Origin of the sequence: Zobellia uliginosa (genome assembly GCF_900156625.1) — a bacterium.
Taxonomy (GTDB): Bacteria; Bacteroidota; Bacteroidia; order Flavobacteriales; family Flavobacteriaceae; genus Zobellia; species Zobellia uliginosa.
This window is the reverse complement of the sequence record NZ_FTOB01000001.1, coordinates 396,712-411,981: the sequence shown is the minus strand read 5'-3', so window position 1 is coordinate 411,981 and position 15,270 is coordinate 396,712. Positions and strand designations below refer to the sequence as shown.

Sequence of the window (15,270 nt, the reverse complement as noted above, 5' to 3'; positions counted from 1 at the left end):
TATACGTACAAATATAATCGGTTTTTTATAAAGAGCGATGCACAAGGCATTATACCCAGCCTCGATCCATTTAAAAACAAAAGAACCGCTACAACAAAAGGTTGTAACGGCCCTATCGAAGCATCTTTACAAAAGTGCGTTAGTCTTTAGAGGTGTTTAGAAACTTTGGTTTTATCGTAAGCATGGCCCAAGCCCAATTCTGACTGCTGGCCGCTACATCTTCCCCCACACCCTTTAGCTCATAAAGGCCATCGCTGGCAAACATTTGAGAATAACCAATGGCCAACCCGTAACCGTTGAAGCTCTTTGAGAACACTAGGTCTACCTCGGCTCCCAAGGATTTTTTCCCACTGGGCAATTCCTGCTCGCCACTAAAGTTTAAAACTTTTACCAACAAACTCGATTTCTCCCCCAATTTAAAATTGGCGCTCGCATGAACATCCAATAAACCGATGCTATTGGCATGGTTCCCTACGTAGAAATAATCCATAAAACCATTGAATTTATGGTTGGTTCCATACAGCGGAAAAAAGGCTTCGGTTTGATCGGCAGTGTTCGTTTTGTTACCGCTGGTCAATTCCGTTCCGATTCCCAGTCCTACTTTATCGCTGGCCTTATAGGTCAAATCCAGTCCCAGCAAATAAGCACTGCTTACCTTAAGCTCATTTTGTCTTTCCCCGGTTTGAAAATAGGCATTCACCGCACTACCAAATTTTCCGTTTTTATACTCTAGGTGGGTTCCCATGGTCTGGAGGTTACTCGTGCCATCGGCTACTTGGGCATCGGCATCGCCCGTAAAGTTTTGAAAGCCATTGTTCAGTAGCAAGAGGCTTCCCGAGAAATGGGTCCATTTTTGTTTTAGATACAGGTACTGCATGGTTTTATAGGAAAAATACCCCGTTGTATTATAGGCCGTACCCACCGACTGAAAGCCCGTTGGGCTGTCAAAATCTTGGCTAAAGGCCAGACCGACATCCAGCATAAATTTGTCCTTTTTGTATTGTAAGAGGCCGGCATCGTGGTTTCTTCCTTGCTGCGCCCAATCCAAGCCGCCAAAAATACGTTGGTCGTCGTATGAAATCACTTGTCTTCCTAGTTTTGTAGACCATCCTTTACCCAAGTTAAGGTTGGCCCAAGCCTCGAATACGGCAAAAGAATTGTTCTCTTCATCTGGGCGGATCTGTCTGTTTTCCCCCCAAACCAATACATCTTGAAAACTAAGGTAAAACTCATAGCTATCCACTTTATACCCGGCGTTCAAACGCATACGGGTGCTAATGGCATACCCGGCATCGGCCGCATCGGGAATGATACTCCCAAAACCATGGCGGTATTCGGTTCGCGGACGGAATTGTCCGTCTAAGGTAAACTGGGCAAATACGGTTTGTACGAACAAGACCATAAGAACCAGTACTGCATATTGCTTTTTCATAAAAAGGGGGTTATCAGATTGGAATAAAAAGGACACCCATGAAAAGTGATTAGGAACAACAGGGTTTCCAAAAGTGTCCATACTTGTAATATGTGTTGCTTATTTGTCCGCTCCGGAAATTGCCAGCTTGCCTTGCATTTCTTCCGCTACGGCCTTTTCATCCGCTGTAGAGAACTTAATGGCTAGCGTGGTAAGGGCGGTGACGGCCACAAAACCGCCAATGATAAAATAACCGCTCGACACCGCACTGGAAGCCGCCGCCGACTGGGCCGCTTTCATGGCTTCCTCGCCCAAATTGGAATTCGCCGCCAGGGCAGTTGTCTCGGCAATAGCGGATTTAGACTTGAGGAACATGGCCGCCAAAAATGCGCCGACGTTTCCGCCCGCACCTACGATGCCCGATATAGAACCGATCGCTTTTTTATTGATGAAGGGCACTACGGAAAAGGTGGCGCCTTCGGCCATTTGTACCGAAAGGCTGAACAATATCAAGAAAACCATTCCGAAAGCGATACTTGTGGTCGCTGAAAACACCGTTAACATGACCCCTTCCACTGCGAGGATCATAGTCAGAAAAAGCACCCTACCCCGAAGGCCTTTGAGTTTTCCGAATTTATCGCCAAAAAAGCCGCCCAAGGTGCGCGCAAAAATATTCATCAGGGCAAAGGAAAGCACTAAGTTTCCGGCCGTAGACCGTGTGAGTCCGAAAGTATTCTGCAAGTAATCGTCCATCGTTCCGTAAACGGTAAGCTCAATACCGAAACAGGCGCCGTATACGATAAAGAGAATCCACACCCTATAATCTTTAAGGGCGCTTAAAAAGCCTTCTTCATCTTTCTTAATGGTCGGCATTTTTCCTTCTTTTTTCAATTGGGCGAAGTTCCCTTCGGGCGTATCCTGTGTAAAAAAGTAATACACCACTCCCATAAGCATTGCAATTACACCTGCAATGACCATGGAATAACGCCATGCAATTTCATCGGCCACCCCAAAACTAACGACGGCTGCCGCTATTAATGGCATCCCTAAACGATTGGCGCCCCCGCCCAAGTTGCCCCAGCCTGCAGAAGTTGCATTGGCCGTGCCCACAATATTAGGGGCGAACATGATAGAGGTATGAAATTGGGTAATAACAAAGGAAGCCCCAATAAAGCCGATAAACAGACGGCAAATCAAAAATTGGGTCGGGGTCTGTACAAAACCGAGAAGTATAACGGGTATGGCCCCCAAAACCAATAGATAGGTATAACATAGGCGTGGTCCGTATTTATCGCAAAGCTTACCGATCAGTAAACGTGCAAATACGGTTCCCGTTACGGCCAATATGATCGAGTTCCATTTTTGATCAGGCGTAAGTCCCAAGTCTTTTACCACGTCAGGCATAAAAGGTACAATACCAAACCAGGCGAAAAAACAAATAAAGAAGGCTATTGAAGTAATCCAAAACGTACGGATGGGCATACTTTTGAGATCGGTCAGTTTTAAGGTAGTCGCTTTTTTAGATGGTGTTTCCATAATACGGATGTTTTAGGTTTAACGATATCCAAAACTACGTATATAAATACGTATTACTACGTATATTTTAAAAAACAATAGAAATACTACGTATTTTTACGAGGATACAAACGAGATGAAGCCAAAAATCAGATATCGAAAAAAAAGGCCTTTGGAATTTGACGAAATCGGATTCGAAACAAAAAAAACCGCCCTACAAAACACTTATTACAAGTATTTTACAGGGCGATGACACCTATTATATAAGGAATACGCACCCGACGCTATTACCGCTCCTAGAGACTGGAACGAAGAACGCGCTGGACCTCTTCCTCAAAAAAGGAAGGATGCTCGGCAACTACATCGCCAATTACGATGATGCCCGGTTTGGAAGTATCGATATCGGAAATAGCGGATGCCACACCCCCCAATGTCCCCACGATACAAGATTCATTCTGCATGGTACCATTTTGAATGACCGCCATCGGTGTTAAGGAACCCCTGTATTTACTTACCTCGGCCGAAATCTCCGCGAGTTTTCTAACTCCCATTAGTATAACCATAGTGGCAGAAGACTGTGAGGCAAACTTTAAATCTTCGGAGAAGGAGCCGTCCCTTTTGGTGGCCGTCATCACCCAAAAACTACTGCTCACCCCTCTACGCGTCATGGGTATGCCCTGACCGGACGGAACGGCAATGGCACTTGACACTCCCGGGACCACCCTTACAGGAATACCAAAAGATTCAACATAATCTATTTCTTCATGGGCCCGTCCAAAAACAAAGGGGTCACCGCCTTTTAAGCGGACCACATGACCCTGTTCAAACGCTTTTTCCACTATAAGCACATTAATATCATCTTGGGTAAAGGCATGTTGTCCGCATCGTTTTCCTACGTATATTTTCGGAATACGGGCATCAATCTGCCCTAGCAACTCTTCCCCTATCAAGGCATCGTATAATACGACATCGGCTGCCTTCAAAGCCTCCAAACCCCTAACTGTTATAAGGTCTGAGCTACCTGGACCAGCCCCTATCAATGTAACCTTTGCTTCTTTTTCAATTTTCATCCCTAATAATTTTATAAGCTTCTTTTGGTAATTCCTCAACAAAACTACGTAATTATTTCGATAAAATTTGATGTTGTATACGTATTTATACGTAATATTGCTAAGTAGTTTAAAATCGAAGCCTATGAAAACTATTATTGTTGTCGGAAACGGCATGGTCGGATACAAGTTCTGTGAAAAACTCGCCGCCCGCAAAGAATCAGAAAATTTTAAGGTCATCGTTTTCGGTGAGGAACCAAGAGCTGCCTATGACCGCGTGCATCTCAGTGAATTCTTTGGAAACCGCGATGCAAAGGCATTGGAACTCGCCCCAATGGACTGGTATGCCGAAAACAAAATAGAACTTATCGTAAACGAACGTATTACCGACATTCATCGCAAGACAAAGACGGTAACTACCGGAAGCGATAAAACCTATACCTATGACTACTTGGTACTCGCCACGGGTTCCAGCCCTTTTGTGCCCCCTATAAACGGGGTTGAAAAAGAAGGGGTCTTTGTATACCGAACTATAGAGGACCTCGAAGCCATGCTCGATTATGCCGAAAAGATAAAGTCAAAGAAAACCAAGGGACGAGCGGCCATTTTGGGTGGGGGACTTCTAGGTCTTGAAGCGGGTAAAGCCGTAATGGATATGGGACTGGAGCCCCACGTCGTGGAATATGCCCCAAAATTGATGCCGAGACAGCTCGACTCCAGAAGTAGCAATGTGCTACAACTTACCCTCGAAAATATGGGTATCAACGTCCACTCCGGAAAGGCTACCAACCGGATTCTGGGCAACGGCGCCATAACGGGAATGGATTTTGGCGAAGACGACACCCTTGAAGTCGATATGCTGGTCATTTCGGCGGGAATACGGCCTAGGGATGAACTCGGAAGAACCTGTAACCTTGAAATGGGCGTTCGTGGGGGTATCGTGGTAAACGACAGAATGCAGACCTCAGACCCCTCTATATTCGCCATTGGCGAAGTGGCCCTGTACAACCAAATGATATATGGCCTCGTAGCGCCCGGTTATGAAATGGCAGAAGTTGCGGTCAACCAAATCGTAGAAAGCTATGAGGTTATAATGAGGGCGGAAATAGACATGTCTACCAAACTAAAACTTATTGGGGTAGATGTCGCCAGTTTTGGAATACCGTATATGCCTGCGGACAAAGGCCTCTCCATTATCTATGAAAATAAGACCAAAGGCCTATATAAAAGAATTAACGTAAGCCATGACGGTAAAACCCTATTGGGAGGCATCATGGTCGGCGATGCCGCCGATTACAGCATTCTTCACCAGATGTACCTCAACAACATCCCCCTACCCGACAATGCCGAAGAGCTCATCGTTGGTGCAAGGGGCGAAGGCGGTTCTGCCTTCGGAAGTGCCATGGACCTGCCCGATACGGCCGTTATCTGTTCTTGTGAGGCCGTAACTAAAGGAGCGGTCTGTTGTTCGGTAATCGACGACGGCAACGAAACCGTAAAGGCCGTCGCCAAGGCCACGAAGGCCACTACAGGCTGCGGAGGATGTAAACCCATGGTGGCCGATTTGGTAAAGGAAAGCCTAAAGACCTTGGGGAAAACGGTAAAGGAAAACATCTGTGAGCATTTTGACTATTCTAGACAAGAACTTTTCGATATCGTAAAACTCAGGGGCATAGAAGATTACGACCAATTGTTGGACGAGGTGGGAAAAGGCCATGGCTGTGAAGTCTGTAAACCCTTAGCTGCCTCAATTTTTGCCAGTATCTACAATGAAACGGCCAACCGCCAAGAAACCATTCAAGATAGTAACGACCGTTATTTAGCCAACATACAGCGAAACGGAACCTATTCCGTCGTACCTAGGGTGGCCGGAGGGGAAATATCCCCAAAACAACTCATGGCCATGGGTCGAATCGCCAAAAAATACGACTTGTACACCAAGATTACGGGAGGACAACGCATCGATATGTTCGGCGCCAAACTGCACGAACTTCCCTTGATTTGGGAAGAGCTTATAGCCGAAGGTTTTGAAACGGGTCAAGCCTATGGAAAATCGCTGCGGACCGTAAAAAGCTGCGTCGGTTCTACCTGGTGCCGCTACGGTATGGACGAAAGTGTAAGTTTTGCCATTGAAATAGAGAACAGGTACAAGGGTATACGCTCCCCCCACAAATTTAAGGGAGGTGTCTCGGGCTGCATTCGCGAATGTGCCGAAGCCCGTGGCAAAGATTTTGGCTTTATCGCCGTTGAAGGCGGATGGAACGTATACGTAGGCGGGAATGGTGGCGCCAACCCAAGGCATGCCGAACTACTGGCCGAAAAAGTCGATAAGAAAACTGCCATAACATATGTAGACCGTTTTATGATGTTCTATATCAAAACGGCACCACCACTTACAAGAACCGCCGCATGGCTTGAAAAACTGGAAGGGGGCATTACCTATCTTAAAAATGTAGTCATCAACGATTCCCTAGGTATTGCAAAAGAATTGGACGCCGACATGCAAAAGTTTGTCGACACCTATAAATGTGAATGGAAAGAGGCCGTAGAGACTCCGGAAATAAGGGAACGCTATACCCACTTTATCAACTCTGACGAAACCGATGACAACATTGAGTTCGTATCCTTACGTGAGCAAAAAATGCCAAAGGAATGGGCCTAAAAAATGAAATGACGCCTGCGCCCCATCGGGTTTGAGCGGCATCGGTTCGATATTATCCCAAACAAAAACACAACATTATGATCGCAAATTTAAGTACATACGAAAGCGTAACAACCGAAGAAGTAAAGGTATGGTTCAAGGCCGGACCAGTACATAAATTCCCAAAAAACGGAGGAGCCTGCATCAAATACAAAGACAAACAGATCGCCGTTTTCAATTTTACGCGCCAAGGCCAGTGGTATGCCTGTCAAAACTTATGTCCGCATAAAATGGAAATGGTGCTTTCCCGTGGCATGATCGGGGAAGAAGATAGGCAGCCCAAGATTGCGTGCCCCCTTCACAAAAGTACCTTTTCGTTAAAAACAGGGGAAAACCTCAACGGAAGCCTCGATGCCATCGCCACCTATCCCGTTAAGGTAGAGGGTGAAACCGTCTATGTTGGTTTTATGGAATAGGCCGACGGGCGTTAGGTGTGATTTGTAACTTTAACGCCCAGACTTGTTTCCATATGGATTGAAATACCACAGGTTGCACGGTATTCGTATCTTAGGGCAAAAAATAAGTCTATGGCATCGCCCGATAAATTACAGCAAGCCTTTTCTTTGTTCGACAAGGCGAATGAACAAGATCCCCATACAGAAACTGCGCCTTCGGGAAAAACATACCCTAAGGAATTGCTTTACGCCCTTCGTATGACGGAGAAGTTGAACGATTTTGCGCCCAACGCTTCGGAGGCCCTCCAGCTGACCGCAAGGTGCCAGCATATTTGCCGCTGGGAAATTCCCCGTGACGCGTATGAAATGAACCGCGCGGGCTATTTGAAATGGCGTCAAGACCTTAAAAAATTTCACGCCGAAAAAGCCTCGGCAATATTAGAGGAAGTGGGATACGACCAGGAAACCATAGATAAGGTGACCTTCTTGCTGGAAAAAAAACAACTCAAAAAAAACCAAGAGACCCAGACTTTGGAAGACGTGGTCTGCCTGGTTTTTCTACAGTATTACTTTGAACCCTTCGCGGCCGAGCACAAAGAGGAAAAGGTAATAGACATTCTTCAGAAGACCTGGCGCAAGATGTCTGAAGCAGGCCACCAAGCCGCATTAAAGCTTCCGCTTTCAAAACCGGCATTGGAACTGGTTTCAAAAGCGATCAAGGGCTAAGCTGGGCGTACAGGAACAAGAAATAGACCTATGCCAAAAGACAAAAAAAAATTACCTCTTGATTCAGAGACGTTTCTGAGTATCAGAAAATGGTATCTTTTGGCTTTGGCAGGCATTGCCGTGACCATTATCGTCGCCCAGATCTTGATACAATTCCACCTGAATACGCAACTGAGCGATTCCCGTGTGATCAACCTGGCCGGTCGACAACGTGCCAATAGCCAAAAATTGGTCAAAGAGGCCCTGCTCTTGCAAGAAACGCCCATTTCCGAAGAAAAACGACGCTTAATCACCTCCGAAATCAAAAAAACGCTTACCGTTTGGAAGGCTTCCCAAGAGGGATTACAATCAGGCGATGCCGAGCTCGGACTCCCCCCGGAAAAGGATAACAATATCCTTGCCCACTTCCATGAAATAGAACCCCATTATTCGGCCATGGCCAAGGCCGCAGAGCACATATTACGCCTAGCCGCCAACGATAGCCTGCCCAAGGATGCGCTAAAGGACGAAATTTCCGTACTGTTGAAGAATGAGCGTTCCTTTCTAAGGTTGATGGACACCATTGTAAATGCCTATGACCAGAACAGTAAGGAAAAATTACAAAACCTAAAACGGAAAGAGCTTTTACTCTTGGCCTTCTCCCTCTTGATCCTTGTACTTGAAATAGGCTTTGTTTTCAGGCCCCTATCGATCCAAATACGTAAGACCATTGCCCAGCTGGTGCAAAACCAGGCCAACTCGGAGGCCCGCGCCAAGGAAATAGAGCAGCTCTATGCCGAAAAGGAGAAATCGCTGCAAGAACTTCAAGAATTGAATTTTGTAATAGACAATGCGGCACTATTCGCCAGTGCCAGAAGCGATGGTAGTGTTGTCTTCATCAGTAAAAAGTTCCTGAACCTGTTAGGCATTGACCAAAACGAACTCAACAAACCCCTTTCCGAAATATTGACGGCAGACATAGGCCAACAAGCCTATCTGCGCGAAGTGCTCAAGAGCAACCGAAAAAATGTCATCCGTAGCGAGGAAATAAAGATTACAACGGTCAAGGGAGCGCATTTTTGGCTCGACATGTCCATTGTACCCATGCACCAATCGAGCCGACAACAGAGTATTCTTATACTGTGTTCCGATATTACCGAACGCAAGGAAAACAGCATAAAGGTCGAGCAACTGACCCAACAGAACTTTGAGGCCCGAATGTTACAGAAAAAAGTACAGGCCAGCCAAATTGTCGAGGGACAGGAAGAAGAGCGCAAACGGATCGCCAAAGACATTCACGATGGAATCGGACAAATGTTGACCGCCCTTAAGTTCAATATTGAATCCATCGACCCCGAAAACAAGGAAAAAACGGTGGAAAAAATAGCCTACCTGAAGTCCTTGACCTCAGACCTGATCAAGGGCGTTCGTACGGCCACCTTCAACCTTACCCCTCCGGAACTGGGCGACCATGGTATTTTTCCCGCCCTTCATAAAATGACGGTAGAACTTTCAAAACTGACAGGAAAGACCATTCTTTTCGACAATAAGGCCGATGACAACATACGATTCGACTCTTTGGCGGAAACCAACGTATACCGTGTTGTTCAAGAAGCCGTCAACAATGCCATCAAATACGCCGAGGCCAATTATATTTTGGTTACCATCAATTACAAAGACCATATTTTAAGCGTGGTCATCGATGACGACGGAAAGGGTTTTGACGATTCCATTCTCAATACCCCTCCCCAGAACAACAGCGAGGGCGGAATGGGCCTTTTCTTTATGAAAGAACGTATAGATTATATCAACGGCCGATTGTTTATCAACTCCATACCCGGTGAGGGAACAAGAGTTACCATCAATTATAAAACCAAAAAAGAAGAAAATCATGGAGCGGAATGAACTGTACCCCGTATTTCTAAAGGTATCCAACTTGAACGTTTTGATCGTGGGGGGCGGAAACGTAGCTTTGGAAAAACTGAGCTTCCTGCTAAAATCGAGTCCGAACGCACAGGTTGAAATGGTATCGCCCATGTTCAGGGAAGAAACCATTGCCCTGGCCGAGAAATTCGGCATCACCATGCATACGAGCACCTATAACGAAAGCTTCCTCAAAAACAAGCACATGGTGGTAGCCACTACCGATAAGGTAGAAGTAAACGAACAGGTATACCACGACTGTCGGGCACAGAGTATATTGGTAAACGTGGCGGACAACCCACCTTTTTGTGATTTCTATATGGGAGGGATCGTAACCAAAGGAAATGTAAAAGTGGCCATTTCCACCAACGGAAAATCACCGACTACGGCCAAGCGTTTACGGCAATTTTTTGAAGATGTCATCCCTGAAAACATAGATGACCTTGTGAAGAACCTCAATGAATTCAGAAAGACGATCAAAGGCGATTTTGAGGAAAAGGTCGAGACCCTTAACGAGTTTACCAAGGGCCTGGTCAACAAAAAGGAACCCTAACAACTGCCCGCCGCCCCGATTTCTAAAGACCATAGTACGAGGCCCAAAACCGAAATACCAGGGTTGCCCCCAACCCGAAAATAATATGGGCCCCTACCAACTGTAAGAGGAAAAGCTCTAGGTCTATTTCCGGAGGGGAAGTGTGTAAACGCAGTATGGTTATCCAGCAAAGCACTCCGAAAAGCCCTAAAACACAACCTAGAACAATGGCCAACCACCAGGTCGGATCGTTTTCCGTCAAACAAAAATACAAGGCCATGGCCCCCGCAAAGAGGAAGCCCGTTAAGTAGTGAAACACCCAGCCCCAAATACTATCGGCCCCCACCTCTACATCCAATCTTTTTGAACGGTCCAAAAGTTTGTTGAGCAGCTTCGGTTCGCCCAGGTCGGAATCGCACAAGCGCCCGACCATATAACTAAAGGCAGTCATAAGGCTGGTTCCCACAAGTCCGGCTAAAAGAATTTTGGACAACTCCATTTTTGATCGGTTTACCGTTTTCAAAGAAAGGTAATCCATTCAAGCCACCTTGACCCAAACCGATCAAATTCTTTCGCTATTGAACAAAACCCGACCTACTTTTCGGCCATAGCCCTTTAGATTTCATTCATGGCCTCGGAAAACAATCGGAATGAGTTTATTCTATCTTCCTGATGATAAATATGCGAGACTGCAATAATCTCATTGACCCCGGTCTGTTTGATAAAGGCCTCGGTTTTTTGTCTAACGCTATCCTTGCTTCCTACGAAGGCATACTTTAACATACGCTGAAATGCCGGGTCTATGGAGACCTGTTTCAATTCGGGTGTCATTTTGATCGGGGGCTGCATATAATCGATTTTCCCTGTCATCACCCCTAGCATCAATCGCAACATAGAAGTCGATATGGTATCGGCCTCTTCGTCGGTTTCGGCGGCGACCACATTGATCCCGGCCATGGTATAAGGTTCCTCTAGGTATTGTGAAGGCTGAAAATTATTGTAGTAAATATCCAAGGCCTCTAAAAGCTGCCCTGGGGCAAAATGGCTCGCAAACACATAGGGAAGTCCCTCTTTGGCCGCTAGGTGGGCACTATCGGTACTCGAACCCAGTATATAAATGGGTACATCTAGCCCTTCCGCAATGGGTACCCTAACTTTTGACTGTTGGTTCTCCTTTGAAAAATACCGTTGAATGTTATGCATTTCCTCGGGAAAACGGTAGACTGCCTGCATCCGGTCGGGGCGGATGGCATTGGCCGTCAGCTGGTCGGTCCCCGGGGCCCTTCCCAAGCCTAGGTCTATACGCTCCGGGTATAAGGACGCCAAGGTGCCGAACTGTTCCGCTATAAGCAGAGAGGAGTGATTGGGCAGCATAATACCGCCCGAGCCTACACGTATGCTTTTCGTTCCCCCGGCAATATGCCCCATAAGCACCGCAGTAGCCGAACTGGCAATACTGACCATATTATGGTGTTCGGCCAACCAAAAACGCTTGTAGCCGAAGCTCTCGGCCTTTTGGGCCAATTCAAGACTGTTATCAAAGACCTGTTTCGGGGTCTTACCTGCGCCCACGGTGGCCAGTTCCAATATCGAATAAGGTATATGTTTCATTTTTTAATTTCTTTCATAAATCAACAGCCGACCAAGGCGACTAGGCTTCGCCCGGCATTTACCGAATAAGCGCACCTCTAGACCGAATGATGATGGGTTGTCAATACAATTTGAATGCCCTATTGGTCGTTACCGACGGCGAATACTAACACCTTTAAAAAAATGCGTTTTTGGTAAGGGTTTTACGACCGGTTTCTATTGGTGGAGTTCCGTATCACCAATTGCGATTTCAAGACCTTTCGAGTTACGGCCTTGTCAAAATCGGCAATACGATCCACAATGAGTTGGGCCGATTCTTTGCCCATTTCGTAACTCGGCTGGTCGATACTGGTAAGGGTAGGCTCAAGCAATTGGTCTACCGGTTCATTGTTAAACCCGATTATGGCCAGTTCCTCGGGCATGCGCAAGCCCCTTTCCTTGGCGGCCATCATGGCACCAATGGCCACTTGATCGCTAAAGGTAAGGATACCGTCTGGGTGATCCGGGGAATACAAGAGCTTTCGCGCCGTACTCAGGTTGCCATCACGAGTAAAATCGGTGTTTTCAATAAGCTTTTCGTCTATTGCCATATGGGCATCTTGCAAGGCCGCCCTATAGCCCGAAAGCCGGGTTTCACTAATCTGTAGTTTTTCAGGTCCGCCAATATATGCAATACGTGTACAGCCTACGGCAATGAGGTGTTGCGTAGCATCGTAGGCCGCCTTAAAATTATCGATGATTACCTTATCCGACACCACCTCTTCGCAAAGGCGGTTGAAGAATACCAAGGGAATCTTTTTCTTTTTGGCGGTAGCAAAATGCTCGTATTGCTTGGTTTCACTGGCCAAGCTTACGATTAGGCCGGCCACGCCGATATCGGTCAGTTCTTTGACCAAGATCTTTTCCCTCTCGTACGATTCGTTCGATTGACAAATGATAATCTGCATATGGTGCCGCTCCAAAACCTCTTCAATGCCCGAAATGGCCATGGCGTAAAGGTGGTATTTGACACTCGGTACGATTACCCCGACCGCATTGATTTTCTTTGCGGAAAAAGGGGTGATGTACTTGGTTTGAAAGTAGCCGTATTGTTGGGCCAGTTCCAATACCTTTTCCCTAGTTTTTATGCTAATACGGGGATTCCCTTGCAGCGCCCTTGAAACGGTAGAAATCGAAACATTCAGCTCAGCTGCAATATCTTTTAAAGTCGTTTGTTTTTTATCCAAATTACTAAGAATCAGTACGGCAAATATAATCTAAATTTCTAGAGCGGATATCAGCATCACCTACCCCCGGGGAAATTCTTTTTTGCTACCCCTTAAGTATCAAGCTAAAAGGGATATTATGTCAGGCTAGCCTCGCCAATTCAACAAAGTTCATATGGTTTTATAGGTTTGACAGGCATTATGGGGTGAAATTTCAATGCTTGAAGCGACCGGTACATCAGTGATATGCATTTTAAAAAATGGATTGACATGGGAAGGTGTACCTGTTACGGGCACCCAAGCAACAGCATGTTCATGAGCTTTTCGAACAAAGTTTGACAACGCTCCACACGGCCCTTTTTTGCCCCTTTCCTGTAGAATTCTATTCGGTTATTCTTTTTCGATTCACGTTATACAGGTCAAAGTTCGGATGCTTCCAGAATTTTTGAACGCCGTTTTTAGCAATAACATCCATTTCAGATGCATAAATCGGGTAAAGTCCGGCAATATTGATCTTGTAGTCTAGGCCGATCTCGATATTGGCAAAGTCTTTTCTCTCTAAGATGGAAGGCGCAAAAACCAAAAAGGCATCCATTTCAGATTCGTCCGATATTTTTTCCCTAAAATTTATGGTGTTACCATAAAAGAAGGGGCAATTTCCTCTTAAGGTATCGGCGACATATCCCGCCACTTGGGTCCAAGAAGCATCATTTGAATCGACCGTAATGATCAATTCGGGTCGCCCCAGTTTCCAGTCGGGGTGATTCCCTAGTGAAAGTCCGTATGTAATTGCCGTGATCATTCCTTTTTCAGGAACATCCCTATACACAATATTCGTAACTCCCGGAGTCCCATCGGTATGGGCATCCCCTTTAAAAAACTCAGGTTCGGTTTGAAAAATTCTGTCTAAATGGGCCAAGTATTGTTCAACAGGTGTTTTCTTCTTAAATAATCTTTTCAACATAAGATTTGGGGTTTATTGTCGCAGTAATGTATGGGCCGTTTTTACAATAAAAAATGTATTTGACCCTTCCAAAGAACGTTGCATCCTCGGTTTTGGTATGTTGGAAAACGACGCTGGCCCAAAAAGCGTTTTAACCTTTTCCCTTTCTGACCCGGTAGAAAAAAAGCCCTGCTAGTGGGCTTTCGGGTTATTTTTAAAAGTCGCCCGTTAACGGGTTTGTTTTCAATACTTTTAACAAATACTCTTTTTTTTGCATCAAGTTCATGTTCTGTATGGAATCGGAAATGTTAACCGCAATCTGTTGATTGCTATTTATTTTTGTCTTTACATATTTCGGCTCAAAATCTCCTGAGTCATTATAGAAATAAACAACAAATATTTTATGATCATTGGTTTTGTATAGGCTATCAATAATGTTCTGGTGCCTATTTATAGACACATTATAATCTTGTTCGGCAAGTTGTTTGTAAATGGAATCTTTAGGGATGTTTTTCACCCCAAACAAATCATTTTTATTACTAATCGTATATTTTTTGTAGTAGTAGAAGTCTCTTTTCGTAAAAGGAAAAATAGTTTTACTGTATTTTATTTTAAAAAGGAAAAGTTCATTTTCAAATCGTTCGCGGGATTCTCCGTAGAGCGTTCCCAATTCCATTCCATCATCATTATATAATAAGTTCGGTCTATATTCTCGTAATCCATCGTAAACACTACTTATTTTTAAAGAACTTAATCGATTATTGAATATGCTTATTTTATAGGGTATGTATATAAACATACTATCTCTAAAAGGTTGTACCTTATAATCAATATCCCTTGCTTCCGTATTATTAATTTCAAAAGGGGGTTTTGAGTACTGATATATTATTATCGTGGCCAAGATTATTAGAAGGACTACACCTAGTTTTTTTATCATTTCTTACTCTTATTATGCATATTGGCAATCGGTCTTAAAGAAGATTTGTCACTTCGATCAAGTACCGAATTGGATGTCGACGTGTAACGATTCACGACTAAGCTGGAATTGATTATGAATTAAATACGTTATTAGCTTAAGGTGCCCTTATCCGACCAATGTCATTTGTATTAAAAACGTGTTAGAAGTCCACTTTCGTGTGCTGCTTCCACTTCTGTTGGCGTGACTTTGTTATCTGCATTGACATCTGTGCCATCGAATCCATGTTCAGATTTATCTTTGGCGAATTCTGCATCACTCAGTTTTCCGTCTTTGTCCGTATCAAATAGGTGAAAAAAAGTTAATTACGGTAATTCTTCTATAT

General features: G+C 45.0%; 13 protein-coding genes and 1 pseudogene. 5 read left to right on the top strand and 9 right to left on the bottom strand.

All coding sequences use genetic code 11. From position 1 onward, the window contains the following. Nucleotides 1-139: 139 nt before the first annotated feature. The 3 genes from BW980_RS01705 to cobA all read right to left on the bottom strand — a co-directional run bounded on the left by BW980_RS01705 (nucleotide 140) and on the right by cobA (nucleotide 3,996). Nucleotides 140-1,432 carry an alginate export family protein gene (locus BW980_RS01705; RefSeq protein WP_076453227.1) on the bottom strand — a complete coding sequence of 431 codons (1,293 nt, stop codon included), beginning with the start codon at nucleotides 1,430-1,432 and terminating at the stop codon, nucleotides 140-142. Nucleotides 1,433-1,531: 99 nt separating this feature from the next. Further along, complete coding sequence (locus tag BW980_RS01700) at nucleotides 1,532-2,947, bottom strand: MFS transporter (RefSeq protein ID WP_076453226.1); 1,416 nt, start codon at nucleotides 2,945-2,947, stop codon at nucleotides 1,532-1,534. 275 nt (nucleotides 2,948-3,222) lie between these two features. Next, nucleotides 3,223-3,996, bottom strand: a complete 774-nt coding sequence (gene cobA / locus BW980_RS01695; RefSeq protein ID WP_076453766.1) for a uroporphyrinogen-III C-methyltransferase — start codon at nucleotides 3,994-3,996, stop codon at nucleotides 3,223-3,225. Nucleotides 3,997-4,120: 124 nt separating this feature from the next. Between cobA and nirB the strand changes: the two genes are divergently transcribed. From nirB to BW980_RS01670, 5 genes are all read left to right on the top strand, one after another. Then, the gene (gene nirB / locus BW980_RS01690; RefSeq protein WP_076453225.1) at nucleotides 4,121-6,637 is read left to right on the top strand and encodes a nitrite reductase large subunit NirB; all 2,517 of its coding nucleotides are present in this window, start codon (nucleotides 4,121-4,123) and stop codon (nucleotides 6,635-6,637) included. Nucleotides 6,638-6,714: 77 nt separating this feature from the next. Further along, on the top strand, nucleotides 6,715-7,092 hold the full coding sequence (gene nirD / locus BW980_RS01685; protein ID WP_076453224.1) for a nitrite reductase small subunit NirD: 378 nt from the start codon (nucleotides 6,715-6,717) through the stop codon (nucleotides 7,090-7,092). 111 nt (nucleotides 7,093-7,203) lie between these two features. After that, nucleotides 7,204-7,797 carry a DUF4202 domain-containing protein gene (locus BW980_RS01680; RefSeq protein ID WP_076453223.1) on the top strand — a complete coding sequence of 198 codons (594 nt, stop codon included), beginning with the start codon at nucleotides 7,204-7,206 and terminating at the stop codon, nucleotides 7,795-7,797. Nucleotides 7,798-7,827: 30 nt separating this feature from the next. Next, a complete protein-coding gene (locus BW980_RS01675; RefSeq protein ID WP_076453222.1) occupies nucleotides 7,828-9,681 on the top strand; it encodes a sensor histidine kinase in 1,854 nt (617 codons plus the stop codon). After that, nucleotides 9,668-10,252: a precorrin-2 dehydrogenase/sirohydrochlorin ferrochelatase family protein gene (locus BW980_RS01670; protein ID WP_076453221.1), complete on the top strand. Its 585-nt coding sequence runs from the start codon at nucleotides 9,668-9,670 to the stop codon at nucleotides 10,250-10,252. Before BW980_RS01675 ends, BW980_RS01670 begins: the two co-directional genes overlap by 14 nt. 22 nt (nucleotides 10,253-10,274) lie before the next feature. Here the strand turns inward: BW980_RS01670 and BW980_RS01665 are convergent, their stop codons facing one another. The 6 genes and pseudogenes from BW980_RS01665 to BW980_RS22995 form a co-directional block, all read right to left on the bottom strand. Further along, nucleotides 10,275-10,730 (bottom strand): hypothetical protein, encoded by a 456-nt coding sequence (locus tag BW980_RS01665; protein ID WP_139327570.1) that lies wholly within the window; start codon nucleotides 10,728-10,730, stop codon nucleotides 10,275-10,277. A 116-nt stretch (nucleotides 10,731-10,846) separates the two neighbouring features. Further along, entirely contained in the window at nucleotides 10,847-11,842 is a 996-nt protein-coding gene (locus BW980_RS01660) for an LLM class flavin-dependent oxidoreductase (protein WP_076453219.1), read from the bottom strand. Nucleotides 11,843-12,024: 182 nt separating this feature from the next. Further along, nucleotides 12,025-13,047, bottom strand: coding sequence for a LacI family DNA-binding transcriptional regulator (locus BW980_RS01655; protein ID WP_076453218.1), 1,023 nt, complete (start codon nucleotides 13,045-13,047; stop codon nucleotides 12,025-12,027). 361 nt (nucleotides 13,048-13,408) lie between these two features. After that, nucleotides 13,409-13,990, bottom strand: coding sequence for a suppressor of fused domain protein (locus tag BW980_RS01650; protein ID WP_076453217.1), 582 nt, complete (start codon nucleotides 13,988-13,990; stop codon nucleotides 13,409-13,411). 193 nt (nucleotides 13,991-14,183) lie between these two features. Next, nucleotides 14,184-14,906: a hypothetical protein gene (locus BW980_RS01645; protein ID WP_076453216.1), complete on the bottom strand. Its 723-nt coding sequence runs from the start codon at nucleotides 14,904-14,906 to the stop codon at nucleotides 14,184-14,186. 170 nt (nucleotides 14,907-15,076) lie between these two features. Then, nucleotides 15,077-15,244, bottom strand: a pseudogene (locus tag BW980_RS22995) (hypothetical protein); the annotation flags it as partial. Between the last annotated feature and the right edge of the window lie 26 nt (nucleotides 15,245-15,270).

Coding starts and splice junctions, on each gene's coding strand:
- BW980_RS01705 (WP_076453227.1), bottom strand. CDS start 1,432: ATGAAAAAGCAATATGCAGTACTGGTTCTTATGGTCTTGTTCGTACAA.
- BW980_RS01700 (WP_076453226.1), bottom strand. CDS start 2,947: ATGGAAACACCATCTAAAAAAGCGACTACCTTAAAACTGACCGATCTC.
- cobA (WP_076453766.1), bottom strand. CDS start 3,996: ATGAAAATTGAAAAAGAAGCAAAGGTTACATTGATAGGGGCTGGTCCA.
- nirB (WP_076453225.1), top strand. CDS start 4,121: ATGAAAACTATTATTGTTGTCGGAAACGGCATGGTCGGATACAAGTTC.
- nirD (WP_076453224.1), top strand. CDS start 6,715: ATGATCGCAAATTTAAGTACATACGAAAGCGTAACAACCGAAGAAGTA.
- BW980_RS01680 (WP_076453223.1), top strand. CDS start 7,204: ATGGCATCGCCCGATAAATTACAGCAAGCCTTTTCTTTGTTCGACAAG.
- BW980_RS01675 (WP_076453222.1), top strand. CDS start 7,828: ATGCCAAAAGACAAAAAAAAATTACCTCTTGATTCAGAGACGTTTCTG.
- BW980_RS01670 (WP_076453221.1), top strand. CDS start 9,668: ATGGAGCGGAATGAACTGTACCCCGTATTTCTAAAGGTATCCAACTTG.
- BW980_RS01665 (WP_139327570.1), bottom strand. CDS start 10,730: ATGGAGTTGTCCAAAATTCTTTTAGCCGGACTTGTGGGAACCAGCCTT.
- BW980_RS01660 (WP_076453219.1), bottom strand. CDS start 11,842: ATGAAACATATACCTTATTCGATATTGGAACTGGCCACCGTGGGCGCA.
- BW980_RS01650 (WP_076453217.1), bottom strand. CDS start 13,990: ATGTTGAAAAGATTATTTAAGAAGAAAACACCTGTTGAACAATACTTG.
- BW980_RS01645 (WP_076453216.1), bottom strand. CDS start 14,906: ATGATAAAAAAACTAGGTGTAGTCCTTCTAATAATCTTGGCCACGATA.